The organism is Kaistia soli DSM 19436, from assembly GCF_900129325.1.
Classification (GTDB): Bacteria; Pseudomonadota; Alphaproteobacteria; order Rhizobiales; family Kaistiaceae; genus Kaistia; species Kaistia soli.
Map to the genome: position 1 here is coordinate 426,061 of NZ_FQUP01000004.1, position 25,151 is coordinate 451,211.

Genomic DNA, 25,151 nt, shown 5'->3' on the forward strand with positions numbered 1-25,151 from the left:
CGAATCAGCGAGATCGGAACGTGGCGTCAGGCTGTCGGCAGGCAATATGCCCTGTCGAACGCATGGATTTACGACGGAACCGAACCTAAGCTGCAAGCCCAAAAAAACCGGAGACGACCATGGATGCATCCGACACCGTGCCGCCGGGGAAGCCCGGCCTGCCGCCGCGCTGGACTTCGAGCGCCAAAAGCGGCGTCGGGACGGCGGGAACCGCGGCGAGCCGGATCTGGTTCACGGTCAGCCATGGCATCCTGAACGAGATCTACTGGCCGCGTGTAGACGCGGCCTGCACGCGCGATTTCGGCTTCATGGTCACCGGACTCGACGGCTACTTCGCCGAGGAAAAGCGCGACGCTGATCATGGCATCGCCATGATCGAGGAAGGCGTTCCCGCGTTCCGCCTCACTAATACCGCGCGCGACGGGCGTTGGCGCATCGAGAAGGAAGTCCTGACCGATCCGAAGCGCGAGACGCTGCTGCAGCGTCTCACTTTCGAGGCGCTGCAGGGATCGGAAAGCGACTATCGCCTGTTCGGGTTGATCGCACCGCATCTTATCAATGGCGGCAGCAACAACACCGCCTGGATCGACGACTACAAGGGCACGCCGATGTTGTTCGCGACCGGCGCCAAGGCCGGCGCGCTCGCGGTCGCCTGCTCGGTGCCGTTCCTGGCGCGCTCGGTCGGCTATGTCGGCGCGTCTGACGGCTGGCAGCAGCTTTCGCGCGATGGCGAACTTAACGAAAGCTGGCGCATGGCCGCCGACGGCAATGTCGCCCTCGCGGCCGAAATCGACCTCGCGGCCGCCAACGAAGCCCTGATCGCGGTCGCCTTCGGTTCACGCTGGGAAGAAGCAGCCTACAAGGCGCTGTCCAGCATCCAGGCCGGCTTCGACGTGGCGCGCCGCGCCTATTCGGCCGGCTGGCGCGCCTACCAGAAGCGGCTGCTGCCGCTGGATAGGCCTGCCGGCGCCAGCAACCTTAACAGCTATCGCATCAGCGCCGCGGTGCTCGCCACGCACCAGCCGGCCTCCTTCCCGGGTGCAGCCATCGCCAGCCTCTCCATTCCCTGGGGCTTCTCCAAGGGAGACGAGGACCTCGGCGGCTATCATCTCGTCTGGCCGCGCGATCTCGTTGAGACGGCCGGCGGCTTTCTCGCCGCCGGCGCGGTCGACGAGGCTAAGGCGGTGCTGGCTTATCTGACGGCCATCCAGGAAGCCGATGGCCACTGGTCGCAGAATGTCTGGCTCGACGGCTCGCCCTATTGGGGCGGCGTGCAGATGGACGAGTGCGCATTCCCGATCATCCTCGCCGATATGCTGCGCCGTCACGGCCATCTCGACAGCATCGAGATCGCCCGCATCAAGCCGATGATCGAAAAGGCGGCGCATTTCATCGTCTGCAACGGTCCGGTGACCGGACAAGACCGCTGGGAGGAAGACGCCGGCTATTCGCCCTTCACGCTCTCCGTCGAAATCGCTGGCCTTCTGGCCGCGGCCGACCTTTTGGAGATCCTCGGCGAGAAGAAGGCCGCACACTATCTGCGGCAGACGGCCGACAGCTGGAACGAGGATATCGAATACTGGACTTACGCCACCGGCACCGAACTCAGCAAGCAGCTCGGAATCGAGGGCTATTACGTGCGGATCGCCACGGCCGACACCGCTGATGGTGCCTCGCCGCTCGATGGCTTCGTGCCGATCAAGAACCGACCGCCGGCGGACATGAGCAAGCACGCAACGATGCTGATCAGTCCCGATGCGCTGGCGCTCGTCCGTTTCGGCCTCCGCGCCGCCGACGATCCGCGCATCGTCGACACGGTCACAGCCATCGATGCGACACTGAAGGCCGAGCTGCCGCAGGGTCCGATCTGGTATCGCTACAATGGAGACGGCTATGGCGAGCATGAGGACGGCCGTCCCTTCAATGGCACGGGGATTGGTCGTCCCTGGCCGCTCCTGACCGGCGAGCGGGCGCATTACGAGATCGCGGCCGGACGAATTCCGCTGGCCGAGCAACTGCTCGACACGCTGGAGCAATCGGCGAGCTCAGGCGGCATGCTCCCCGAACAGGTCTGGGACAGCGCCGACATCCCCCAGCGCGAGCTCTATCACGGCCACCCCTCGGGCAGCGCGATGCCCCTCGTGTGGGCGCATTCCGAGCACATCAAGTTGCTTCGCTCGCTGAGCGACGGCGCCGTGTTCGACATGCCGCCGCAGACGGTCAAGCGCTACCAGCAGGACAAGGTGAAGGCCGAGGTGCGCATCTGGCGCTTCACGCAGAAGATCCGCACCGTGTCGCATGGCCGGGCGCTCCGGATCGAGGTCGAATCCCCGGCCGTCGTGCATTGGTCGAAGGACAATTGGGCGACGACGGAAGACACCCCAACGACGCTCAACGCCTTCGGAATTCATATGCTCGATATCGATACGTCGCGCATTGCCGCCGGCCACATCATCAGATTCACCTTCTTCTGGCCGGATTCGAACCGCTGGGAGAATGTCGATTTCGAAGTCACGGTCGAGCGGGCGCGGCACGACGCGCATCGCGGCAGCCGTTGATCGCAGCAGTGGAGACAGACGTGACAGGCATTCTTGCAATCGATGTCGGCGGCACCGGCCTCAAGGCAGCGGTCATCGACGACAAGGGCGCACTCATCAACGAACGTGCCCGTGTCGAGACGCCGCATCCTTGTCCGCCGTCGCTTTTTCTCGACGCCATCGGCGGATTGGTGAAGGGCTTTCCCGCCTATGACCGCATCGCCGTCGGCTTTCCAGGCGTCGTGCGCAATGGCTGCATCCTGACCGCGCCCAATCTCGGGACCGAAGGCTGGGCCGGCTTCGACCTCGCCGCCGCGCTGGAGAAGCAGCTCGGCCATCCGGTGCGCATCATCAACGATGCGGAGATGCAGGGCATGGCGATCATCAGCGGCAAGGGGCTCGAATTCGTCCTGACTCTTGGCACCGGGGCCGGCACTGCGCTGTTCCGCGACGGCGATCTGATGCCGCATATGGAACTCGCGCATCATCCGATCCACGACGACAAGACCTATGACGAATATCTCGGCAATGCTGCCTTCGAGGACAAAGGCAAGAAGCACTGGAACAAGCGCGTCGAGAAGGCGATCGACCTGATCTTCACGCTGCTGCATTTCGACCAGCTGCATATCGGCGGCGGCAATGCCAAGCATATCGAGACGGACACGCTGCCGAAGAATGTCACCATCGCCTCGAACGAGGCCGGGCTCGAGGGCGGTGCGTTCCTCTGGAAGAAGCGCTGACCCGCAGCGGCGCTAGGTGGCGACCGCGACTGCCGAGATCTCTGCGAGGTAGGCGTCAAGCGACGCCGCCTCGTCGCGGCTGAAGCGGAGCCCGAGCTTGGTGCGGCGCCAGAGAATGTCGTCGGCGCTCGCTGCCCATTCATGGGCCACGAGATAGCGGACCTCCGCCTCGAAGAGGTCCGCGCCGAAGCGACTGCCGAGATCGGAATAGCTGCTGGCGTCACCGAGCATGATGAAGACCCGCGTGCCATAGAGCCGGAGCAGCCGCCGCGCATGCTCCGGCTTCAGGAACGGAAAGGCCGCTGTGAGGCGGGCCAGTTCCTGCTCGAAGCCGGTGGCGGGGAATTCACCGCCGGGCAGTGGCTTCGACGCCGTCCATGGCTCGCCCTTCTTGCCGAGATGATGTTCGATCTTCTCCAGCATCGATTCAGCCAGGCGGCGATAGGTGGTGATCTTGCCGCCGAAGACATTGATCGCCGGCGCGCCCGGGACAGGCTCGTCCTTCAGCACATAGTCGCGCGTCGCCGCCTGCGCCTTGGATGCGCCATCGTCGAACAGGGGGCGAACCCCCGAATAGGTCCAGACGATGTCGGCGCGCCGGACCGGCTCGACGAAATATTCGCTCGCGGCGGCGCAGAGATAATCGATTTCGCCTTCGCTGATGACGACATTGTGCGGGTCGCCGGGATAGTCCTGATCGGTGGTTCCGATGAGGGTGAAATCATCCTCGTACGGAATCGCAAAGATGATTCGCCCATCGCGGTTCTGGAAGAAATAGGCGCGCGGATCGTCGAACTTCTTCTTCACGACGATATGGCTGCCCTGCACCAGGCGGACGTGATGGGCGTCATTGCGACCGAGCGTATCGGTCAGGACGTGATCGACCCACGGGCCGGCGGCATTGACGATCAGCCGTGCCCGCACGGTCTCCTGCACGCCGCTGCGCCGGTCTTCCATCGTGACCAGCCAGGCATCGCCCTCGCGTCGCGCCGAAACAACCTTGGTTCGCACATGCACGGCCGCACCACGATCGGCGGCATCACGCGCATTGAGCACGACGAGCCGGGCATCATTGACCCAGCCGTCCGAATATTCGAACGCCGTGGTGAAGCCCGGCTTCAGCGGCTTGCCGGCAGGATCGCGGCGCATGTCGAGCGTGCGAGTCGCCGGCAGCAACTTGCGGCCACCGATATGATCATAAAGGAAGAGCCCGAGGCGAATGAGCCAGGCCGGGCGGAGGCCCTTCGCATAGGGCAGCACGAACCGCATCGGATGAATGATGTGCGGCGCGAGCGACCACAGCACTTCGCGCTCCATCAGCGCCTCGCGCACCAGGCGGAACTCGTAATATTCGAGATAGCGAAGGCCGCCATGGATCAGCTTGGTCGAGGTCGACGAGGTGCCGCTGGCAAGATCGTTCATCTCGGCAAGGCAGACGCTGTAGCCGCGGCCGACCGCGTCGCGGGCGATGCCACAGCCATTGATGCCGCCACCGATGACGAAGATATCGTAGCTCGGAACGTCCACGCTGGCCTCCAGCCGCCCTTGAATCCGCCCTCCGCGGCGGGCCGCCAAGCTAGTATGAAACACCCCGAGGCGGAAGGCGCGCGATGACAGGCCCGCGATCTGTCGCGTTCGGGGTTGAACCCCGCCGCCCCGGGGACGATAAGGTCAGGATCAGGATGGCAGGAGACCAGACGATGGACGTTCTCGAGCTTCTCGGCGCGCTGCATCATGCGCTCCAGCAGGATGTCACTTTCGCCGATCCGGTCGCCTGGCGCGACGCGCTCGCCATCATCCGGCGCGAAGTCGAGGCTGATCCCGCCACCGACCGCTACGATCGCGAGACGCTCGACGTGATCACGCTGAAGCTCGACACGCTGATCGCCGAGATCGAAAACGGCGTGGCCGACCCCGATTTCAAGCCGGCGCGAACCTGGGTTGCCGCGCTCGGCGCCGCGATCCATCGCCGGAGGACGGCCGAGGCCGCAGCCGCCGACGAAGCCGGTCGGCCGGTCGGCAAGCCGCATTAGCGTCAATCGATGACGATCAGGTCCTGGAAGCCGCGCGTCAGCGGCTCGCCGCCCCCTGGCCGCACCACGATGCAGTCCTCGACCCGTGCGCTGAAGCTGCCGTCCTGTAGGATGCTGGGCTCGACGGTGAAGATCATGCCTTCCTGCACCACGGTGTCGCTGCCCTTGGTCAGGAAAGGCGGCTCGTGCACGTCGGAACCAATGGCATGGCCGAGGCGGTGGCGGAACGCCTTGTCATAGCCGGCCGCCGCGATCACGTCGCGGGCCGCAGAATCGACCTCGGCGCATGTCGCCTCGCCCGCCTTCAAGGCCGCGATCCCGGCCGCCTGCGCGTCCATGATCAGGCGATGCACCTTGATCTGTTCGGCGCTCGGCGTGCCGAAGGAGACCGTGCGGCCATAGTCGTAGCACATGCCGTCAAGCACGGCGCCAAAGTCCAGCAACACCGACACCGGCGGGTTCAGCTTGCGCGGCCAGGTCTTCAAGGGCTGGCCGAGCAGCATCGGATGATTGGTGCCGGTGTTGTAGAGCGAGGTCGTGAAGGACGGTCCGAGCGAACCGTGCCGCTTCATCTGGTAGTCGAGCTCGGCGACGACATCGAGTTCGGTCATGCCGAGCTTGAAGGTCGCGACCGCGTCGGTGAGCGCCGCCTCGGTGATGCGGCCGGCGGCGCGCATCGTCTCGATCTCGTCGGCATCCTTGATGACGCGCAGCTTGCGCAGCAGCGCCGTCGCCGATACGAAGCGCGCATCCGGGATCAGCTTCTGGATCTGGATGAGCGACTCGGCCTCGGCATTCTCGCTGACGGCGATGCGCGGCGAGGCGGGCAGCTTCATCTCATCAATGATGCCCTTGGCCATCACGGCCGGATCGTCCCAATCGCCGAGCACGCGGATCTCGAAGCCCGAAATGCCGCCTTTGCCGCCAAGCTCCGCTGTCATGCGCGGCAGCGTGAGGATGGGCGCCCGTTCCGCCGAAAGCCAGGCGCCTTCAAGCCACGCGCCCGGATGCAGTACCCGGCCATAATTCGGAATGTCGCGGTGGATGCCCGTCAGGTAATCGAGATCCGTGCCGATATGGAAGAAGACGAGGTCGGCCGCGCCGGCGATCAGGTCTTGGAAGCGCTGCATGCGTTGCTGGTAGTTGGGCATCGTGATCTCCAGGGGGTTGGCGGCGGAAGCACGGGCGCGTCACGCAAAGGCCGCGACCGGCTCCGCACGATGACAAGCGGCCGTTCTGCCGGGACCGAGCACGCGTCGTTCCGGAACCTCGACCGCGCAGCGCTGGATGGCGATCGGGCAGCGCGGGTGGAAACGGCAGCCGGGCGGCGGCAAGGCCGGATCGGGCACGTCGCCGGGGAGGTCTGTCGGCATGCGGCCACGGCCATCCGGCTCGGTGATCGCGCCGATGAGGCCGGCCGAATAGGGATGCAGCGGCGCGCGCCACAGTGGCTCGCTCGGCGCGGTCTCGACGATACGGCCGAGATACATGACGGTCGTGATGTCGGCGATGCGCCTGACGATCGAAAGATCGTGCGAAATGAACAACAGCCCGACCTTCAGATCATCGACCAGGGAAACGAGCAGGTTGGCGATCGAGGCCTGCGCCGAGGCATCGAGGGCGGAGATCGGCTCGTCGGCGACGATGCAGCGCGGCTGCGCGGCGAGCGCCCGGGCGATTGCGATGCGCTGGCGCTGGCCGCCGCTGAACTGATGCGGAAAGCGATCCGCAATCCCGGCTGACAGGCCTACCCGCTCCAGACACTCCCCGACCGATAGACGCCGGCCGCCATCCCCTTCTGAAACGCGCAAGCCATCGCCGATGAGATCGGCGATGCGGCGTCGCGGATTGAGCGAGGAGAACGGATCCTGGAACACCATCTGCAGCCGCCGCTGCGCAGCAGGCCGGGCCCGCTGGCCGAGCGGCTCGACCGGCTCGCCGTCGAAGGTGACGCTGCCGGAGGCCGGACGGATCAGGCCGACGGCCGCCTTGCCGAGCGAAGACTTGCCGCAGCCGGATTCGCCGACCAGCGCCACGATCTGCCCTTCCTCGACATCGAGATCGCAGCCGGCAACCGCCGTCACCGTCGCGCCGGAATGGCCGCGATAACGCACGACGAGGTCGCGGATCGACAGGAGGCTCATGCCGGCACCGCCATCAGCGGATCGATGGGACAGGCGATCACGCGGCCCGGCGCCACAGGCATCAGGTCCGGTACATCGGCCCGGCAGATATCCTCGGCGAAGCGACAACGCGGATGAAAGGCGCATCCAACCGGGAAGCGCCCGATCGCCGGCGGCGAGCCCGGCAGAGCACGCAGCGGATGATCGGACGGACTGCCATGCGGCAGGGCATCGAGGAGACCGCGCGTATAAGGATGGCGGGGCAAAGCCAGCACGTCCGAACGCGCGCCACGCTCGACGACGCGGCCGGCATACATGACATAGACCCGGTCGGCGAGCGCCGACATCACGCCGAGATCATGCGTGATCAGCAGCACCGAAAGCTGGAGTTCCCGGCGCAAACCCTCGATCAGCCTGAGAATGCCGGCCTGCACCGTCACATCGAGCGCGGTGGTTGGCTCGTCGGCGATCAGGAGCTTCGGGCCGGCGGCGAGTGCCGACGCGATGGCGATGCGCTGCCGCATGCCGCCGGAGAACTGGTGCGGATAGCGGGTCATCGCCTCGCGCGGGTTCGGGATACGCACCCGGTCGAGCATCTCCACGGCAACGGCGTCGGCCGCATGCTGGCTGAGATGCAGGTGGAAGCGGACATGCTCGGTCATCTGCCGGCCGATGGAGAGCATCGGATGCAGCGCCGTCATCGGGTCCTGGAAGACCATCGCGACTTCGGAGCCGCGCACGGCCCGCGCCGCCCGTCCGCTCGCCAGAAGATCGCGCTCTTCGAAGAAAATGCGCCCGCCGGATCGCGCTCCGCCCGGCAGCAGGCCGAGCACGGACAGCGCCGTCAGCGTCTTGCCGCTGCCGCTCTCCCCGGCAAGGCCGACGATCTCGCCGCGCCCAATGGCCAGATCGACGCCGCGCACGGCCTCGGCACGATGACCCTCGGCGGTCGGCAGCGAGATCGTGAGACCCTCGATCGACAGTAGCGGCGGCTTGGCGAGCTGGCTTGACATGATCAGCGAAAGGCCTTCGCGGTGCGCGGGTCGAGCGCGTCGCGGAGCGTGTCGCCGACGAAATTCGCCGCGAGCACGACCAGGAGGACGGCAAGGCCCGGAAAGACCGAGAGCCACCATTTGTCGAAATATTTCGAGCCGTCCGAGACCATCGAGCCCCACTCGGGCGCCGGAGGCTGCGCGCCGAGGCCGAGGAAGGAAAGGCCGGCAAGGATCAGCACCGCATGGCCGAATTCGAGCGCCGCCAGCACGATCAGCGGGCCGACGACATTCGGCCGCACATCGACCCAGAGCGCCCGCGCCGAGGAGATGCCGAGCAGCCGGCTCGACTGTACATAGGGTTCGTCGCGGATCGTCAGCAGCATCGACCGCACGACGCGGGCATAAATCGGCCAGCTCACCACGACGACCGCCAGCACGGCATTGAAGAGCCCCGGCCCAAGCGCGGCGACGACCGCCATGGCGAGGATGATATCGGGAAAGGCCATCACGAGATCGGCGGCGCGCATGATCACGCCATCGATCCAGCCGCCGAAATAGCCGGCGATCGCACCCGCGATGGTGCCGATGACGCTCGCCATGATGACCAGCTGCAGCGCATAGGGCAGCGATACCCGCGCGCCATAGATGACGCGGGCGAAGACGTCGCGTCCGAGCTGGTCTGTCCCGAACCAATGCTCGGAACTGGGTGCCAGGAAGCGTTTCGCGCCCTGCTCGATCGGCCCATGCGCCGAGAGCCATGGCGCGAACACCGCCATCAGCACGATGGCGACGAGAAGCGCGAGACCGACAAGGCCAAGCGGCTGCGTCCAGGCCGAGCGGCGCAGAAAGCGCCGCCGCGGCAGCACGACCAGTTCGGGAACAGAAAGGCTGCTGTCGCTCATCCGAGGCGGATCCGCGGGTCAATGAGCGCGTAGATCAGATCCACGGCCATGTTGACGACGATATAGATGACGGCGACCACGAGGCTGACGCCCATGATGGCGCGCAGGTCAAGGGCAAGCGCGCTCTTGTAGGCATATTGACCGATGCCCGGCCAGGAAAACACGGATTCCACCAGCACCGTACCGGAGAGCATCCGGCCGAATGCCATGCCGGCGACCGTGACAATCGCCGCCAGCGCCGGCCGCATCGCATGGCGAAGGATCACCGTCCGCTCCGGCAGGCCCTTGGCGCGGGCCGAGCGGACATAGTCCTGATTGAGCGATTCCAGCATCGCCGCGCGCGTGAAGCGGGTGATCGAACCGACCGTGTAGATCGCCAGCACCAGCGCCGGCAGGACGATATGGCTGACGGCGGTGCCGAATGTCGCCCATTGCCCCGTGAGCAGCGAGTCGATCGTGAACATGTTGGTAATCGCCGGCGGCGCCTTGCCGCCTGGATTGAGCCGGCCGACGCCCGGTGCGATGCCCAGCTTGAAGAAGAAGACATAGAGCGTCACCAGCGCCAGCCAGAAGGTCGGCACCGAGACGCCGGCGAGCGAGACGATGCGGATGACCTGGTCCGGCCAGCCATCCCGCTTGATTGCCGCAATCACGCCGAGCGAGATGCCGAAGACCAGTGCCAGGATCATCGCCGCCGAGGCGAGCTCGATCGTGGCGGGAAGATATTGCGCCAGATCGGTCGTGACCGGGCGGTGGGTCTGCTGCGCTTCGCCGAGATCGCCGTGAAAAAGCCGCTCGACATAGAGCAGATACTGCTCGGGAATGGGCTTATCCAGGCCGTAGCGAGCGCGGAAAGCGGCGACGATTTCGGGATCGCTGGCGGCGCGGTCCCCCAGATTCGCGGAGACAGGGTCGCCCGGCACCACCTGCGTCAGCGCGAAGGAGACGAAGGTGATGCCGAGGCAGAGCAGCGCGCCGACGAAAAGCCGGCGCACCAGAAAGCGGACGAGGTTCGGCAATGCATACCAGGCGGAGCGGAATTTGATCATTGCCGGACCGGGCGACACTTACTTCTTGGCGGGCGAGATCGCCGTGAGGTCGATCGTCCACATCGCATTATATTCGACGGGTTCGAGCGTCTTGGAGCTCGCCATGGAGAAAGCGGGCTGGAACAGACCGGTGAACGGGCCTTCGGCGTTCAGCTTCTTCTGCCATTCGTCATAGAGCTTGGTGCGCGTCGTCTGATCGATCTCGACAGCCGCCTTCTTGGCGATTTCGGTGATCTCCGGCGAGGAACCCGCCTTCCAGCCAGCGCGCAGGCCGACCTTCTCGCCCGGTCCGAACAGGAGATAGTCGCTCGGATCGGGGAAATCCGGACCCCACCACACGATGGTAAAGGGCAGTGTGCCGGCGCGATAGTCGTCGAGGAAGGTCGAGACTGGTGACGGCTTCAACGTGGCCGTGATACCGGCTTCCTTCAGATCAGCCTGCATCTTGGCGGCGACATCGGCAAAGGAAACGCCGTTTTTCGTGATGTCCGACACATAGGTAAGCTCGATGGTCGGATCCTTGATGCCGCTCTTGGCGAGCGCGGCCTTGGCGGCCTCGACATCACGCTTGGGCCCTTCCGATGTCGGCAGCGAGCCCGCGAACATGGTCGGGATGATCGAGCCGGGGCGCACCGCACCCTCGCCCGCGATGTTGACGATGCCGTCATAGTCGATGGCGAGCCGAACTGCCGTCTGAAAGTCCGGATTGGCCGCGACGGGCGAGACATCGGCGTTCGAATTGGTGAACATGAACACGACATCGGCGCTGGGGACCGAGATCGTATAGGCAGCGTCCTTGATGGCGTCGAGCTGGTCGGGGCGCAGGTCGAGCGCGATCTGGCTGTCGCCGCGCATGACATTCATCTGCTGCGCGCTGGTCTCGACATTGCGCACGACGATCTGGTCGTATTTCGGCTTCTCGCCCCAATAGGCGTCGTTCTTCTTCAGCACGACCTCGGCGGCCATGTCGAACTTTTCGAGCAGATAGGGCCCCGAACCGGCCGAGGCCGTGGCGAGGTAGCTGTCGGCGCGGTCGGTCTTGTCGGCGCCTTCGTCGGCCGAGCCCTGATTGGCTTTGACCACCTTGGCATTGACGATGCCGACCGCCGGATTGGCGAGCTTGAAGGGCAGGCCTGGGTCAGGCTGTTCTGTGGTCAGGACGATCTCGCCGTCCTTCGCACCCTTCGTCACTGTCACGCCGTCGAGCAGGAAGGAAGGGCTGCCCTTGACGTTCTTCACGCGGTTCAACGAGAAGATCACGTCGTCAGCGGTGACGGGCGATCCGTCGCTGAACTTGGCGGCCGGGTTGAGCTGGAAGGTGAAGCTCTTGGCGTCCGGCGTGATCACCGGCAGCGCGGAGAGCGACGGGACGACCTTCGTGAGATCGCTGCCCGTGAAGGTCACCAGCGTCTCATAGACCGGGTGCAACACAAGATTGGCCGTCGGCTCGAATTCGCGCGCCGGATCGGCGGTCTTCAGCTGGAAAGCCGTATCGACGACAAGCGTCCCGGCATCCTGAGCCATGGCCCGGCCGATGGGCATCAACGCGCTGGAGGCAAGCGCCGCCGCCATGCCGAGCGACAGCAACCCCGAAACCCGTCTTACATGCATCATCACTGTTCCCTTTGAAATCGTGCTGTTATGCCAGCCTTGTCGATGTCGCCGTGTTGGCCCTTTGTGATCATGACACGGCCGTCCCCGTTGCGCATTCGGCAATCTTGGGCTGAAAGGTGGCACGGTCATTCCGCAACGACGGAACTTGCCGCAAAGGTTCCCGCGCGTTCAGAACTCGCCCCACCGTCCCAGCCAGACCGACCGGCAGCCACTGCATGCCATCGGTACACAGAGGGAGAACACGTCAAAAGCAAATACGACGCAAGCTGATTTTGTCAGCGGCGGGGACGGCTTCTGTCCAGCGATCGGGACAGGTGGATGGCCAAACCTTTGGCGCGTCTCGGTTCTCCTTGCCCTCCCAGCCGCCCGACGGAGAGCCTTGTCACGTGGCCGCCGCCAGACATGATAGCTGCCTCGGAAAGCCAGCAGGTAAGGCCGCAGTTCGCCAACCAGCTTGGAATTCGCGTTGCATTGATGTTGTATACTGTCGGTGTTCAGTTCCGACTCACCTTCGGAGTCGCTTCTTCAATTTCGCTTTTCCGGCCACTCTGCTCGCATGACCCTATCCCCAGATATTTCCGTTCCTCACGCCCTGGCCCGCGCTGTGACCGCTGGCAAGGACGAGGCCGTGGCGTTGCTGGAAGGCTTGGTCGCGTTGCAGCGGGATGGCGAGGAAGCCGTGCTCGGCCGCGTCGCCGATGCGCTCGCCGCGATCGGTGGAGCTGTCGAGCTCATCAGCTACGAGCCGTCCCAGGTGCCGCTCGTCGATGAATTCGCCACAGCTCCGGCGATGGATGCGGGAGAGAGGCGCGCTGTGGTCGCCCGCTTCCCCGGCAGCGGTACCGGCCGCAGCCTGCTGATCTTCGCCCATCCCGATAGCGAGCGAGTCACCAGCGCCGACGGTTGGCAGAACGATCCCTTCTCAGCCACCATCGCCGATGGCCGGATGCATGGCTGGGGCATTGCCGATGACCTCGCCGGCGTCGCGGCGTCGATCTCAGCGCTTGCCGCGCTTCGCCAAGCCGGGCTGTCGCTTGCCGGCGACGTCGTGGTCGCCATCACGCCAAGCAAGCGGCACGCGCGCGGCATCGCGGCGGTTCTCGATCGTGGCATCTCGGCCGATGGCGCGCTCTATCTGCATCCCGCAGAATCCGGTGCCGGCCTTGCCGAGATCAAGGCCTTCGCTTCAGGCGTGCTCGAATTCGAAGTCGAAGTAACCGGGACGCCACCCGACACGCATGAGCCGAGCCACACCGCCTTCGCTCACCAGGCCGTCAACCCGCTCGACAAGGCGATGCTGCTGATCGATGCGCTGCGCCGGCTTGATGCAGGACGCGGCGCGCGCATCCGCCATCCGCGCCTCGAAGCCGCCGTGGGGCGATCGACCAATATCCTCATCGCGTCGATCACGGCCGGCGACCCCGATTTGCGCCAGCGCGCGCCGGGCGCCTTGCGCTTTTCCGGCTCGATCTCGTTTCCACCTTCCGAGAGCATGAAAGCCGTTCAGGCAGAGGTTGCCGTGGCGCTGGCCGCCGCGGCCGCAGACGATGCCTATCTCGCACATCATTCCCCGGTGCTGCGCTGGCTGTCCGGCGTCAGCGGTTCCGACGTTCCCGACCGCCACGCGCTCTATGAGACCGCCGCGCGAACGATCGCCGACGTCGCCGGCATCACGGCACGCGTCAATCCGATGCACACGTCGAGCGACATCCGCAATCCGCTGGTGCAGAAGGGCATTCCCGCGATCGGCCTCGGGCCGCTCTGCGGTGACCTCACCCATGCGGGCGGCCGTGATGAGTGGGTTGATGTCGAGGATCACCTCCGCACCGTGACGGTCGCCGCAACGATGCTGGCCCGCTGGTGCGGAACGGTGTCCGCCGAGCAACCGCCGGGACCTGCTGCATGATGGCCAGCCATGCTTCCCGCGTCTCGCAGACCACGCACGACGCTGCCGCGACCCAACGTATAACGTCGCCGCGCCCGGCGAGAGCGCCCGATGCCAACAGCTTTTTCACCCTGGCGAATTGCCCGGACGATACAGGAAAGTCCCCGTGACCAAGACATTTCGCGGAACCTTCACCGTCATGATCACGCCATTCGATAGAAGCGGCGCGATTGACCTCCCTGCGACAACGGAGATGGTGAACTGGCAGATCGCCGAAGGCATCCACGGGCTGGTGCCGCTCGGCTCGACCGGCGAATTCCTCTCCATGACCGATGAGGAACGCCACGACGTCGCGAAAGCTGTCATTGATACCGCCGCCGGCCGTGTCCCCGTTCTGATTGGAACCGGCGCCGAGCGCACCGAGGACGTCATCCGCTATTCGCGCGAGGCCGAGGCGCTTGGTGCCGACGGCGTCATGATCATCCCGCCCTTCTATTCGACGCCGACCGAGGACGAGCTTTTCGAGCACTACCGCCGCATCGGCGAGGCGCTTTCGATCCCGATCATGATCTACAACAATCCGGCGACGGCGAATGTCGACCTGACGCCCCGCATCGTCGAGCGGCTGAGCCGGATCGACAATGTCCGCTACATCAAGGAATCGACGATGGATGTGACGCGCATTCGCGACATCCTGGAATTCTGCGGCGACCGGATGACCGTGTTCGGCGGCATTATGGGCTTCGAGTCCTTCCTGGCGGGCGCCGAAGGCTGGGTCGCGGTCGGCTCAAACCTGATGCCGCGGGAACTTGCCGGCATCTTCTCGCGCTGGGCCGACCATCGCGATTTCGACGGCGCCCGCGCGCTCTATCAGCAGGCGCTGCCGGTAATCCGCCTCGTCGGCGGCCATCGCTATGTTTCGGCCACCAAGGCGGCGCTGGCGCTGATGGGACGCGACGTCGGCGCGCCGCGGGCGCCAAGGCTGCCTCTGCCCGAAGCCGAATGGCCGATGGTCGAGGCGGCGCTCCTCGCTGCCGGTGTCAGGCTGGCGAGGGCCGCCTGATCATGCCTTCAGGCGATCGGCTGCGCCTTCACGGAGGCGGCATCGAGCCGTCCGGCGCGGCGATCGCCTTCAGCTTCGAGGGCGAGATCGTGGCCGCGCGCGCCGGTGAAAGCCTCGCGGCCAGCCTCGCCGCAGCAGGCCATCTCGGCCTCCGCCAGGCGGGACCGGAGACACAGCGCGGCATCTTCTGCGGCATGGGCGCCTGCCAAGAATGCCTGGTCGAAATCGACGGGCGCGGCGGCCAGCGCGCCTGCATGGTGAAGGCCGAGCCGGGCATGCTTGTCCGACGGCACGATCCCGCGACCACTTCGCTCGCGGCGCTCGGCGTGCCGCCAGCAGGCGCCCCGAAGCCGGAAACACTGGACGTCGTCATCGTCGGTGCCGGCCCGGCCGGTCTCGCAGCGGCGCGGGTGCTGGCGAAAGGCGGCATCAAGCCGATCCTTCTCGATGAGCGTGACCAGCCCGGCGGCCAGTATTTCAAACCGCTCGCGGGATCGCAGCGTTTCGCACGCGGTGGCGAGGATGCGCAGTTCGCCGAAGGCCGCCGCCTTGTCGATGAGGTCGTGTCGCTCGGCGCCGACATCCGGCAGGGCCAGGCCGTTTGGCAGGCGGGCGTTGCAGGCGGCAGCGTCAGCCTCGCCACCATTGGCGCGGCCGGCGCCGGGTTGATCACGGCGAGGACCGTGCTGATCGCCACCGGCGCCTATGAGCGGCCGACACCCGTCCCTGGGTGGACGTTGCCGGGCGTCATGACGACGGGCGCTCTGCAGACCTTGGCGCGCAGCTACCGCGTCGTCCCCGGCGCCCGCATCTTGATCGCCGGCAACGGACCGCTCAACTGGCAGGCGGCGATTGAGATCACGCGCGGCGGCGGCCATGTCGTCGCTGTGCTGGAAAGCGGCTGTCCCTCCGGCATTGGCAAGGCGGGCGCTCTCGCCGGTATGCTGGCCTCCGATCCGTCCCTGACGCTGCAGGGGATCCGGATGCGCCTCGCGCTCGCCCGCGCCGGCATTCCCCTGCATGAGGGCTATCGGATCGCAGCTATCGAAGGTGCCGGCCGCGCCGAGCGCGCGGTGGCCGTTGCTGAGGATGGCATCGGCGCCCCTCTGCGCTTCGACGTCGACACGGTGGCGCTCGGCTATGGCTTCGTGCCTTCGACGACGCTCGTCCGCATGCTCGGCGGCCCGGTCGCGATCGATCCCGATGACGGCTTCCCGAAAGCGGTCCGCGATGCCGATGGCCGTTCGGGCACCCTGCCCGTCTGGATTGCCGGAGATGGTGGCGATGGCGGCGGCCGCAAAGTTGCGACGGCCGAAGGCGCTATCGCCGGTGCCGCGATGCTTGCCGCGCTCGGTCGGCCGATATCCGAAGCCCGGCGCGCTGAAGCCCGCCGTGCAAAAGTCCGGGCGCTGCGGTTCCAGCGGCATCTATGGACAGCCTTCGCAGCGACTGCACCTTCTATGGTGAGCGATGCCGAGACGATCATCTGCCGCTGCGAGAACGTGACAGCCGGCCAGATCTCCGCGATGCACGAAGAAGGCGTGCGCGACCTCGGCAGCCTGAAGCGTCGGACCCGCCTCGGCATGGGCCGCTGCCAGGGGCGCTATTGCGCCGGCGAGGCCCTGCGCATGCTCCGCAGCGGAGATCTATCAGAGGCCGGGCCAGCCGATCTGTTCGCGCCGCAGGCGCCGGAAAAGCCGGTGCCCGCGATCCTGCTCGGCAGCGAAAAGGCAGAATGGGGCGGCCACCGCGAGGTTGATACGCCGCCGCATCCGCCCGCTGCGCCTGTTGCCGATCCGCTGCCCGCAAGCTGCGACCTGCTGGTCATCGGCGCCGGGATCATCGGCGTCTCCACGGCGCTCTATGCGGCGCGCGGCGGCATGGACACGGTCGTCATCGATGCCGGCCCTGCCAACAGTCAAGCCTCCGGAGGCAATGCCGGCAGCCTGCATGTCCAGCTGCTGTCCTGGGATTTTGGCCAGAAGGCCATGGCAGGCGGCAATCCCGCGCTCCAGACGCTGCCGCTCCAGCGCGACGCCGTGCTGCTGTGGAAGGCGCTCGAGACCGAGCTTGGCGCCGATTTCGAGATTACCACCACCGGCGGGCTGATGGTCGCCGAGAACCATGATCAGACCGACTTCCTCCGCCGCAAGGTCGAGGCCGAGCGCAGCGTCGGTATCGATGTCGAGGTGATTGGGCGCGCCGACCTCGCCCGGATCGCCCCGGCGATCTCGGAGCGCATGGTCGTGGCCTCGCACTGCGCGCTCGAAGGCAAGATCAACCCGCTGAAGGCAACCCCGGCCCTCGTCGCAGAGGCGAAGCGTTGCGGTGCCCGCTTCAGCCATGGTCATGCTGTGACGGGTATCAGCCGCGAGGACACGGGGTTCATCGTCAAGACTGCGGCCGGGACGATCAGGGCTCGACGCGTCGTGGTGGCCGCGGGCGGCTGGTCGCGCCATGTCGGGGCGCTCGCGGGCGTCAAATTGCCGATCCATGGCGCACCGCTGCAGATGCTGGTGACCGAGCCGACGCGGCCGATCCTCGGCCAGTTGGTCGCCCATGCCGATCGGCACCTCTCCATGAAGCAGGCGGCCAACGGCAATCTCATCATCGGCGGCGCCTGGACCGCCGGAACCGACCGAGCGACGGGCTTTGCCCGCGTGCTGCGCGAGAGCATCGAGGGCAATCTCTGGGTCGCCGTGCGCACGGTGCCGGCGCTGGCGGGGCTCAGCCTGCTGCGCAGCTGGGCCGCGATGAACGTCAATATCGACGGCGCGCCGCTGATGGGCGAGATCCCGGGTATCCCCGGCCTCTTCATCGCCGCCACCGCCAACGGCTACACGCTCGGCCCCCTCGTCGGACGACTGACCGCTGAGATGGTGCTCGGCCGTCCGCGCCCGCCGTCCCTCGATATCTTCACGCTAGCGCGCTTTGGCTGACAGCCGGGGGTTGTCCGCGTGAGCTGGCCGCTCCATGCTCACCGTCCCACCTTCAACTGCGCCAACAACAACGGATGCATCGACGTGATCTACGAACTCAGGATCTATACCTGCCTGCCCGGCCGCATGCCGAACCTCCTCAACCGCTTCCAGAATGCCACGCTCGGTCTTTGGGAAAAGCACGGCATCCGACAGGCTGGGTTCTGGACCACAATGGTCGGCCCGACCAACAACGACCTCACCTATTTCATAGCCTGGGAAACGCTGGCCGAGCGTGAAGCGAAATGGACGGCGTTCACGACCGATCCAGACTGGATCAAGGCCCGAAACGACAGCGAGAAGGATGGCCCGATCCTCTCCAACGTCTCCAGTCAGTTCCTGACCCCGACGGCATTCTCTTCGGTGAAGTAGCACCCGTTCAACTGTCGGTGATCAGCCGGGCGCGGTGTCACGATCGGGCATCGCGCGCCGTATCTCCCTAGAGGCCCGGCTCCGGGTCTTCAGAGCCCAGGGAGACCGCCCATGATGATGACCCGCAGATTGATGCTTGGCGCCGCCGCGTTCGCGCTCGGCGGCGGCCTGCTTGCCAGGGGCCGTTTCGCCGCCCCGGCAAGAGCCGCAGCCGGTGCCTTCGCCGTCAGCTATTCCGATGCGGAATGGAAGAAGCGCCTGACCGCCGACCAATACGCCGTCCTTCGCCAGGAAGGCACGGAAACGCCGGGATCGAGCCCATTGCTCGATGAACATCGCGCCGGCATCTTCGCCTGCGCGGGATGCGCGCAGCCGCTGTTCTCGTCAAAGACGAAGTTCGAGAGCGGGACGGGCTGGCCGAGCTTCTGGCAGCCGCTGGACGCCGGCGTCGGCACAACCGTCGACACGTCGTTCGGCATGACCCGCACCGAAGTGCATTGCAGCCGCTGCGGCGGCCATCTCGGCCATGTCTTCAATGACGGCCCGAAGCCGACGGGCCTGCGCTACTGCATGAACGGCGTCGCGATGGTTTTCATGCCGGGCGCCGCCGCCTGAGCCACAATCGGAATGTCACCTCGCCCTGACCGGGCGAGGTGACGTTGGCATCAGCCATTCGCAGCCGAAACCAAGACCGGCTTGTCGCGATAGACAGCCGGGAACAACCGCTTCAGGTTTTCGATCTTCGGCAGGTCGTTATAGACGATATAGGGATAGTCAGGATTGAGCGTCAGGAAGTCCTGATGATACGCCTCGGCCGGATAGAACCCCTTGAGAGGCGCGATCTCGGTGACGATCTTGCCGGGATAGACGCTTGCCGCTCCGAGCTGGGCGACATAGGCCTCCGCCACCTTCTTCTGGTCTGCGTTTTCGACAAAGATCGCCGACCGGTATTGCGTCCCAGTGTCCGGGCCCTGCCGGTTCAGCTGGGTCGGATCATGAGCGACCGAGAAATAGATCTGCAGGATCTCGCCATAGCTGATCTGCTTTGGATCAAAGGTCACGGCGACCGACTCGGCATGCCCGGTCGTGCCGGTGCCGACGACATCGTAATGCGCCGTCGAGGCGCCGCCGCCGGCATAGCCGGAGACGGCCCTGCTGACGCCCTTCACATGCTGGAAGACGCCCTGGACGCCCCAGAAGCAGCCACCTGCGATCACCGCCGTCTCGCTTCCCGCCTTTGAAGCCTCGTCGACCTTCGGCGCGGGAATGACAAAGGCACCCTCGGCGGCGGATGCATGTCCGCCGATCGCCGAAGCGACAAACGGTGCCGCAGCGAGCGCGCCAACCAGCCACAATGCGCCGCGCAACATCCGGCTGGATCGTGCCGGTCTGATCAGACTTGCCATGTGAATTCTCCTTCCATGCAGAAAAACTGGAGCGAATGGCCTGCGGTCAGATGCCTGCATACCATTCATAGCCGCGGTCTTCCCAGAAGCCGCCTTTGCCGCGATAGAAACGGGCGAAGCTGTCGACCGCCTCGATGCGCATCAAGTATTTCGCCTGCTTGTAGCCCAGCTGGCGCTCAACGCGCAGGCGAAGAGGCGCGCCATGCGGGATCGCGAGATCTTCGCCATTCATGCCATAGGCGAGGATCGTCTGCGGATGAAATGCATCGACGAGGTCGATGCTCTCGTAATATTGACCGCTGCCGTCGAGCGTCTTCTCGTATTCGTCCGCACAGTGAAACACGAGATAGCGTGCGTCAGGCTTTAGTCCAGCCGTCTGCATCAGCAGTCCGAGCGGGACGCCGGTCCACTTGCCGATCGCACTCCATCCCTCGACGCAGTCATGCCGCGTGATCTGGGTCCGCGACGGCAGCTTTTTCAAGTCGGCGAGCGAGAGGCTCAGCGGCTGTTCGACCAACCCATCGACGATAAGGCGCCAGTCGGCGAAATTATTGTCTGCCAGCGCCGCATAGTCCTCGCTGTCGGGTTCGTGCGTCCCGTTCGACTTGAACACCGGAGAGAGATCCGCCTCGCTGTATTCGCGAGCCAGCGCCTCGTCGGACAGAAGGAACCGTTGGGAACCCATCGTCAGTCGCTCGGCCATGGCGAGCACGCGCTGGACGCTGTCATTTTCGGTGAGCCAGGAGCAGCCTGAAAGCGTCGCCGCGCTGGCGGTGACGCCGACGCCGATCAGGAAGCGGCGGCGGTTGAGGGTGATGGTCATGGCAGATGATCCTTGGCGGCGGCAGGCTGATCGGCGTCGATCGCGTAGCGCCCGGTAATCATCGAGCGAAGATTGTTCAGGACGCCGGAGACGAGCACCATTGCGAGGTGCACAATGACGAACAGGACGAGCAGCGACGCGGCAATGAAGTGAATGCTGCGCGCCGACTGCCTCCCGCCGAAGAGATCGACCAGCCAGGGCAAGGCTGCATCGATGCCCGGCGACATCGTCAGGCCAGTCGCCACCATCAGCGGCAGCAGAATCAGCGCGACAGCGAGATAGGTCAGCTTCTGCAGCACATTGTAACGCCGCGCCGCCTCGCCCTTCGGAAAGCGCAGCCGGGCATGCGCGGCAATCTCATGGGCCAGATGACGCGGCGTCAATTCCGCGGCCGTGGGTGCGAGGTCCCGGCGAAAGTGACCGGCGAGGAAGCCGTAGGCGAGATAGACGAACCCATTGATCACGAATAGCCAGGCGAAGAAGAAGTGCCAGCGCCGGCCGGCGGCGAGATCGCGATAGCTCGGAATGGTGATCCAGGTCGGAAAGCCGCGCGGGCGCAGTTCGCCATTGATGAGAGAGGCGCCGAGCACGCCGGTCGTCGGAATCTCGAGACTGCCGATCCGTGTCACGCCCTTCAGCGCACCGTTCTCGTTGACGGCCTCGAGTGCCAGGAATGAATGATCGGCATCGGCGCCGAACTGGCCCCAATAGAGCTCGGGATGGGCATTGAAGATCTGCAGCCCGCTCATCAGCAGGAAGCTGAGGCAGAGCACATTGATCCAATGCGTCAGACGCACGGCGAGCGAATGGCGGCGTATCAGGATCCGCCGAGCGGGCGGCGACGGAATCATCGAAAGGGAACTGTCGAGCGAGCTCATCGCGGCGCCTTCCGGGAAGGGTGGGCCAGGGAGAGCGACCCCGCAACGCCGTCAGACGGCACCGGGATCGCATTTGTTTGCCGGCAGATGAACCGGCCGGCCGCGATGCGTTACTTGGCAGGAGCCATCGCATCTGGGGCCATTGCGTCGGGCTTCATGGCATCTGGCTTCATCGCATCCGGTTTCATGGCGTCGGGAGCCATAGCATCCGGCTTCATCGCGTCGGGCTTCATGGCGTCGTCGCAGGTCGTGCCCTTGGGGCAGTCCGGCTTCATGGAGTCGGTCGCCATCGTGTCGGGTTTCATCGCATCTTCGGCGGCTGCCGTGCTCATGAAAGCGCCGGTCGCCAGCATGGCGGCGAAGAGCGGCAGGGCCAGCGTCTTGAAGGAAGTTGTCATGGTGTTCTGTCCTCGGTTGGTGAAAAGAGGCGGATCCGTTTGCGGGCAGCCGCAGTCTGACCGTCGCACCGCCCTCGACGGCGCGCGGGTCCTCGAACCGGGCGCAGCCAGTGCCGCATCCGATGATTTCGGTCGGAGCCGGGAGGCCCCTATAGGTCGATTGAACCGCCGCGAGAGCGGATCAGCGCTGCGGACGTGACACCCGGAGCCGCTGCCGGAAGCGCAGATCGAGCGTTCGTTGTGCTGACATTGTCGTCCTCCGCAGCATCTTCGGACGACCGATCGCATCGGCCTCCACTGACACTTACGCAGGCGCTGCGGATTTCGTTACAGCTTCACCATCTCGTGATCAGTCGACTTCGCCGCGCCACGGCTGCGTCGGGCTCGAACCCACCTTTGTTGTGGTCCCGCCGGCGGTCATTGCCTCGACGGGAACCCGGATGGCGCGTGAGCAGGAGACCAGGAAGCTCGTGCTCCAGCCAAAGCTGACGATGCCGCACATCGCGATCAGTGGCCCGGCGACGGCCGCCACGCTGCCGCTCACGGGGGCCGCGAGGCCGACCGTCGTGAAGTTGGCGATGGCAAAATGAAAGGCATGCTCGAACGCGATGCCGCTGCCGCCGGCCATGACCAACAGCGTACAGATCAGCACATTCGTGAAATTGAGGATCACGAGACCGAAGATCGCCAGCGCGAAGGCGATCTCGCTGCCAAGCGCCCTGCGCGCGCCAAGCAGGGCCAGAGTCGTCTCAAACATGCGACGGATCAGGTAGATTCCGAGCCAATGGCAGGCGAGCACCGCAAAGACGCAGAGAATGCCAACGGCGATCATGGTTGGCGGCTCCGGGCTTGCATCATGCGCTCTGAATGGGTTCAATTGGCCGTCGCCGACCACTCGGCCGCGACGCATCGAGTGTGAGCGATTTTGCGGCGGCGGGCAATCCGCGCCGCCGGCTTGGGAGCCCTCCCTGGCCCGCAAGTTTGTGCCGAGAGGCGGCGGAAGACGCAGATCAACAACGAGAGACATGGGACGCCGGCATAGCCGCTTGCGGTCCCTTCCCTTTGAAAACGCAAGGAATGACGACATGCAATATCGTCGATTGGGCAAGTCTGGCCTGCAGGTCAGCGAACTTTCGCTCGGCTCCTGGGTGACCTTCGGCAAGCAGGTGGACCAGAACGACGCGATGAAGATGATGACCCGCGCCTATGACGCCGGCATCAACTTTTTCGACAATGCGGAAGGCTATGAGGCCGGCGTCTCCGAGGCGCTGATGGGCGAGGCGTTGGCTCGCCTCGGCTGGAGCCGCGACAGCTTCATCGTGTCCTCGAAGGTCTTCTGGGGCGGCTCGAAGCCGACCCAGCGCGGCCTGTCACGCAAGCACGTGACGGACGCCTGCCATGCCGCGCTGAAGCGCCTGCAGGTCGAATATCTCGATCTCTATTTCTGCCATCGCCCCGACATCGACACCCCGATCGAAGAGACCGTGCGCGCGATGCACGACCTCGTCGCGCAGGGCAAGGTCCTCTATTGGGGCACGTCGGAATGGACGGCACAGCAGATCACGGAGGCTTACGGCGTTGCCCGCGAGCTCGGTCTGACGCCGCCAACCATGGAGCAGCCCCAATACAACATCTTCGAGCGCCAGAAGGTCGAGGGCGACTACCTCCCGCTCTACAGCCTGACCGGCCTCGGCACGACCATCTGGTCGCCACTCGCCTCGGGCGTGCTCACCGGCAAATATGCCAATGGCATCCCGGACGACAGCCGCCTCAACCTGCCGGGCTATGAGTGGCTGAAGGAAATCTGGCAGAGCGAAGACGGCAAGAAGAAGCTCGGCACCGTCGACAAGCTGGCAGCCCTTGCCAAGGAGCTCGGCCTGCCGCTGACGCACCTTGCTTTGCTCTGGTGCCTCGCCAACCCGCATGTCTCGACCGTCATTCTCGGCGCCTCGAAGCTCTCGCAGCTCGACGACAACCTCGCCTCGCTCGAGAGCCGCGACAAGGTTACGCCGGAGGTCATGGCGAAGATCGACGAGATCGTCGGCAACAAGCCGAAGGGTCCGCAGCGCTACTGATCGCGCCCACGCGACTGAATGGATGGGCGGCGGCAGCGCCGCCCGTCACACCTTGAGCCGCTTGCCGCTCGCCGCGACTCCGAGAAGCAGCACGGCCACGACGGCGAAGGCGACAGGCAGGCTGGCCGCATGCGCGATGAAACCGATCGCCGCCGGGCCGACGAGGATTCCGGCATAGCCGAGCGTCGTGATGGCCGGGACCGCAACCGCCTCGGGCATGGTCTTTTGCCGCCCAACGCTCGTGAACAGCACCGGCACGATGTTGGAGCAACCGACGCCGACCAGCGCGAAGCCGACAAGGGCCGCGGCCGGCGCCGGAACGAAGGTCGCGATCAGCAATCCCACCGCCGCGCAGAGGCCGCCGAACACGATGATCGTCGTGCCGCCGAACCGCGACACGATGCGGTCGCCCGAGAGGCGCCCGATCGTCATGGTGACGGCGAACGCGGCATAGCCGAGCCCGGCGCGATCGGCCGCGACATCGCGCACCGAGGTGAGGAACACCGCGCTCCAGTCGAGCATCGCGCCTTCCGTCAGGAAGGTGATGAAGCAGAGGATGCCGATGAACAGCACGACGCCGCGCGGGATCGCGAAAGCCGGACCATCGCTGCGGCTGCCATAGGGCAGCATGTTGCGGAAGGCCAGCGCGAGGCAGGCGATGACGATCAGCGCGACGGCCGAAGCGGCGACAAGCGGACTAGCCCCGAAGGCGAACAGCGCCGTGACGCCGGCAGCGCCCGTGATGCCGCCAAGGCTGAAGAGCCCGTGAAATCCGGACATGATCGCCCGGCCGTGATCCCGCTCGACGATGATCGCCTGGATGTTCATCGAGACATCCATCGCGCCCACCCCGGCGCCGAAGACGAGAAGCGCCGCCACCAGTATTGGCAGGCTGGTGACACTGGCCAGAAGCGGTAACGCAACGGCGAGCATCATCGTCGAGGCGGTGAAGACCGTACGGCATCCGAAACGCGCCGCAACGGCCCCGGCCAGTGGCATCGTCACCATCGAGCCGGCACCGAGACAGAGCAGCAGCAGGCCGAGCACGCCATCGTCGATGCCGACCCGCGCCTTGGCGAAGGGCACCAGCGGCGCCCAGGCCGCCATGCCGAAGCCGGCGATGAAGAACGCGATCCGTGTCGCGATGCGCTCGGCCCGCCCATGCCGCGGCGCTGCCGCTTCGATCGTCGCTGCCGTGTCCACTTATCCCCTCCCCGCGGGTACATATCTCCCGTACCGCTTGTATGGGGGCGGCACAGCTTTGCAAAGGCGGTGGATCC

22 protein-coding genes are annotated in these 25,151 nt (G+C 65.6%); 9 read left to right on the plus strand and 13 right to left on the minus strand.

Translation table 11 applies throughout. The features are described 5' to 3' along the window. Positions 1 to 119 precede the first annotated feature (119 nt). Positions 120 to 2,558 (plus strand): glucan 1,4-alpha-glucosidase, encoded by a 2,439-nt coding sequence (locus BUB39_RS18765; RefSeq protein WP_073056511.1) that lies wholly within the window; start codon positions 120 to 122, stop codon positions 2,556 to 2,558. A gap of 20 nt (positions 2,559 to 2,578) precedes the next feature. After that, entirely contained in the window at positions 2,579 to 3,277 is a 699-nt protein-coding gene (locus tag BUB39_RS18770; protein WP_244540302.1) for an ROK family protein, read from the plus strand. A gap of 12 nt (positions 3,278 to 3,289) precedes the next feature. On the opposite strand, the gene glpD is transcribed toward BUB39_RS18770, so the two are convergent. Then, positions 3,290 to 4,804, minus strand: coding sequence for a glycerol-3-phosphate dehydrogenase (gene glpD / locus BUB39_RS18775; protein WP_073056515.1), 1,515 nt, complete (start codon positions 4,802 to 4,804; stop codon positions 3,290 to 3,292). 173 nt (positions 4,805 to 4,977) lie between these two features. On the opposite strand from glpD, the gene BUB39_RS18780 reads away from it, so the two are divergent. Next, complete coding sequence (locus BUB39_RS18780; RefSeq protein ID WP_073056517.1) at positions 4,978 to 5,310, plus strand: hypothetical protein; 333 nt, start codon at positions 4,978 to 4,980, stop codon at positions 5,308 to 5,310. A gap of 2 nt (positions 5,311 to 5,312) precedes the next feature. Here BUB39_RS18780 and BUB39_RS18785 read toward each other — a convergent pair whose 3' ends face one another. From BUB39_RS18785 to BUB39_RS18810, 6 genes are read right to left on the minus strand one after another with little or no spacing between them, the layout of a single operon-like run. Then, positions 5,313 to 6,461, minus strand: coding sequence for a M24 family metallopeptidase (locus BUB39_RS18785; RefSeq protein WP_073056519.1), 1,149 nt, complete (start codon positions 6,459 to 6,461; stop codon positions 5,313 to 5,315). Positions 6,462 to 6,500: 39 nt separating this feature from the next. After that, positions 6,501 to 7,454: an oligopeptide/dipeptide ABC transporter ATP-binding protein gene (locus BUB39_RS18790; RefSeq protein WP_073056521.1), complete on the minus strand. Its 954-nt coding sequence runs from the start codon at positions 7,452 to 7,454 to the stop codon at positions 6,501 to 6,503. Next, a complete protein-coding gene (locus tag BUB39_RS18795; protein ID WP_073056523.1) occupies positions 7,451 to 8,446 on the minus strand; it encodes an ABC transporter ATP-binding protein in 996 nt (331 codons plus the stop codon). The genes BUB39_RS18790 and BUB39_RS18795 overlap by 4 nt, the downstream gene beginning before the upstream one ends. A gap of 2 nt (positions 8,447 to 8,448) precedes the next feature. Next, on the minus strand, positions 8,449 to 9,330 hold the full coding sequence (locus tag BUB39_RS18800) for an ABC transporter permease (RefSeq protein ID WP_073056525.1): 882 nt from the start codon (positions 9,328 to 9,330) through the stop codon (positions 8,449 to 8,451). After that, complete coding sequence (locus tag BUB39_RS18805) at positions 9,327 to 10,379, minus strand: ABC transporter permease (RefSeq protein ID WP_073056914.1); 1,053 nt, start codon at positions 10,377 to 10,379, stop codon at positions 9,327 to 9,329. Before BUB39_RS18805 ends, BUB39_RS18800 begins: the two co-directional genes overlap by 4 nt. Before the next feature lie 18 nt (positions 10,380 to 10,397). Next, positions 10,398 to 11,993, minus strand: a complete 1,596-nt coding sequence (locus BUB39_RS18810) for an ABC transporter substrate-binding protein (RefSeq protein ID WP_084527654.1) — start codon at positions 11,991 to 11,993, stop codon at positions 10,398 to 10,400. Positions 11,994 to 12,621: 628 nt separating this feature from the next. Here BUB39_RS18810 and BUB39_RS18815 point away from each other — a divergent pair. From BUB39_RS18815 to msrB, 5 genes are all read left to right on the plus strand, one after another. Continuing rightward, positions 12,622 to 13,899, plus strand: coding sequence for a M20 family metallopeptidase (locus tag BUB39_RS18815; protein ID WP_210187106.1), 1,278 nt, complete (start codon positions 12,622 to 12,624; stop codon positions 13,897 to 13,899). A 145-nt stretch (positions 13,900 to 14,044) separates the two neighbouring features. Continuing rightward, positions 14,045 to 14,941 carry a dihydrodipicolinate synthase family protein gene (locus BUB39_RS18820; RefSeq protein ID WP_073056529.1) on the plus strand — a complete coding sequence of 299 codons (897 nt, stop codon included), beginning with the start codon at positions 14,045 to 14,047 and terminating at the stop codon, positions 14,939 to 14,941. A 2-nt stretch (positions 14,942 to 14,943) separates the two neighbouring features. Beyond that, complete coding sequence (locus tag BUB39_RS18825; RefSeq protein ID WP_073056920.1) at positions 14,944 to 17,880, plus strand: FAD-dependent oxidoreductase; 2,937 nt, start codon at positions 14,944 to 14,946, stop codon at positions 17,878 to 17,880. A gap of 84 nt (positions 17,881 to 17,964) precedes the next feature. Then, positions 17,965 to 18,291, plus strand: a complete 327-nt coding sequence (locus BUB39_RS18830) for an NIPSNAP family protein (RefSeq protein ID WP_073056923.1) — start codon at positions 17,965 to 17,967, stop codon at positions 18,289 to 18,291. A gap of 114 nt (positions 18,292 to 18,405) precedes the next feature. Next, a complete protein-coding gene (msrB, locus tag BUB39_RS18835) occupies positions 18,406 to 18,906 on the plus strand; it encodes a peptide-methionine (R)-S-oxide reductase MsrB (protein WP_073056926.1) in 501 nt (166 codons plus the stop codon). Between the two features lie 50 nt (positions 18,907 to 18,956). Here msrB and msrA read toward each other — a convergent pair whose 3' ends face one another. The 5 genes from msrA to BUB39_RS18860 form a co-directional block, all read right to left on the minus strand. After that, positions 18,957 to 19,661, minus strand: a complete 705-nt coding sequence (gene msrA / locus BUB39_RS18840; RefSeq protein ID WP_073056531.1) for a peptide-methionine (S)-S-oxide reductase MsrA — start codon at positions 19,659 to 19,661, stop codon at positions 18,957 to 18,959. An 82-nt stretch (positions 19,662 to 19,743) separates the two neighbouring features. Next, positions 19,744 to 20,520: a molybdopterin-binding protein gene (locus tag BUB39_RS18845; protein ID WP_073056533.1), complete on the minus strand. Its 777-nt coding sequence runs from the start codon at positions 20,518 to 20,520 to the stop codon at positions 19,744 to 19,746. Next, a complete protein-coding gene (locus BUB39_RS18850) occupies positions 20,517 to 21,398 on the minus strand; it encodes a cytochrome b/b6 domain-containing protein (RefSeq protein WP_073056535.1) in 882 nt (293 codons plus the stop codon). Before BUB39_RS18850 ends, BUB39_RS18845 begins: the two co-directional genes overlap by 4 nt. Positions 21,399 to 21,508: 110 nt before the next feature. Next, a complete protein-coding gene (locus BUB39_RS18855) occupies positions 21,509 to 21,796 on the minus strand; it encodes a pentapeptide MXKDX repeat protein (RefSeq protein WP_073056538.1) in 288 nt (95 codons plus the stop codon). Between the two features lie 349 nt (positions 21,797 to 22,145). After that, complete coding sequence (locus tag BUB39_RS18860) at positions 22,146 to 22,628, minus strand: hypothetical protein (RefSeq protein WP_073056540.1); 483 nt, start codon at positions 22,626 to 22,628, stop codon at positions 22,146 to 22,148. 253 nt (positions 22,629 to 22,881) lie between these two features. On the opposite strand from BUB39_RS18860, the gene BUB39_RS18865 reads away from it, so the two are divergent. Continuing rightward, positions 22,882 to 23,871: a potassium channel beta subunit family protein gene (locus BUB39_RS18865; RefSeq protein WP_073056542.1), complete on the plus strand. Its 990-nt coding sequence runs from the start codon at positions 22,882 to 22,884 to the stop codon at positions 23,869 to 23,871. Positions 23,872 to 23,916: 45 nt separating this feature from the next. Here BUB39_RS18865 and BUB39_RS18870 read toward each other — a convergent pair whose 3' ends face one another. Then, positions 23,917 to 25,074, minus strand: a complete 1,158-nt coding sequence (locus BUB39_RS18870; RefSeq protein ID WP_084527662.1) for an MFS transporter — start codon at positions 25,072 to 25,074, stop codon at positions 23,917 to 23,919. Positions 25,075 to 25,151: the final 77 nt, after the last annotated feature.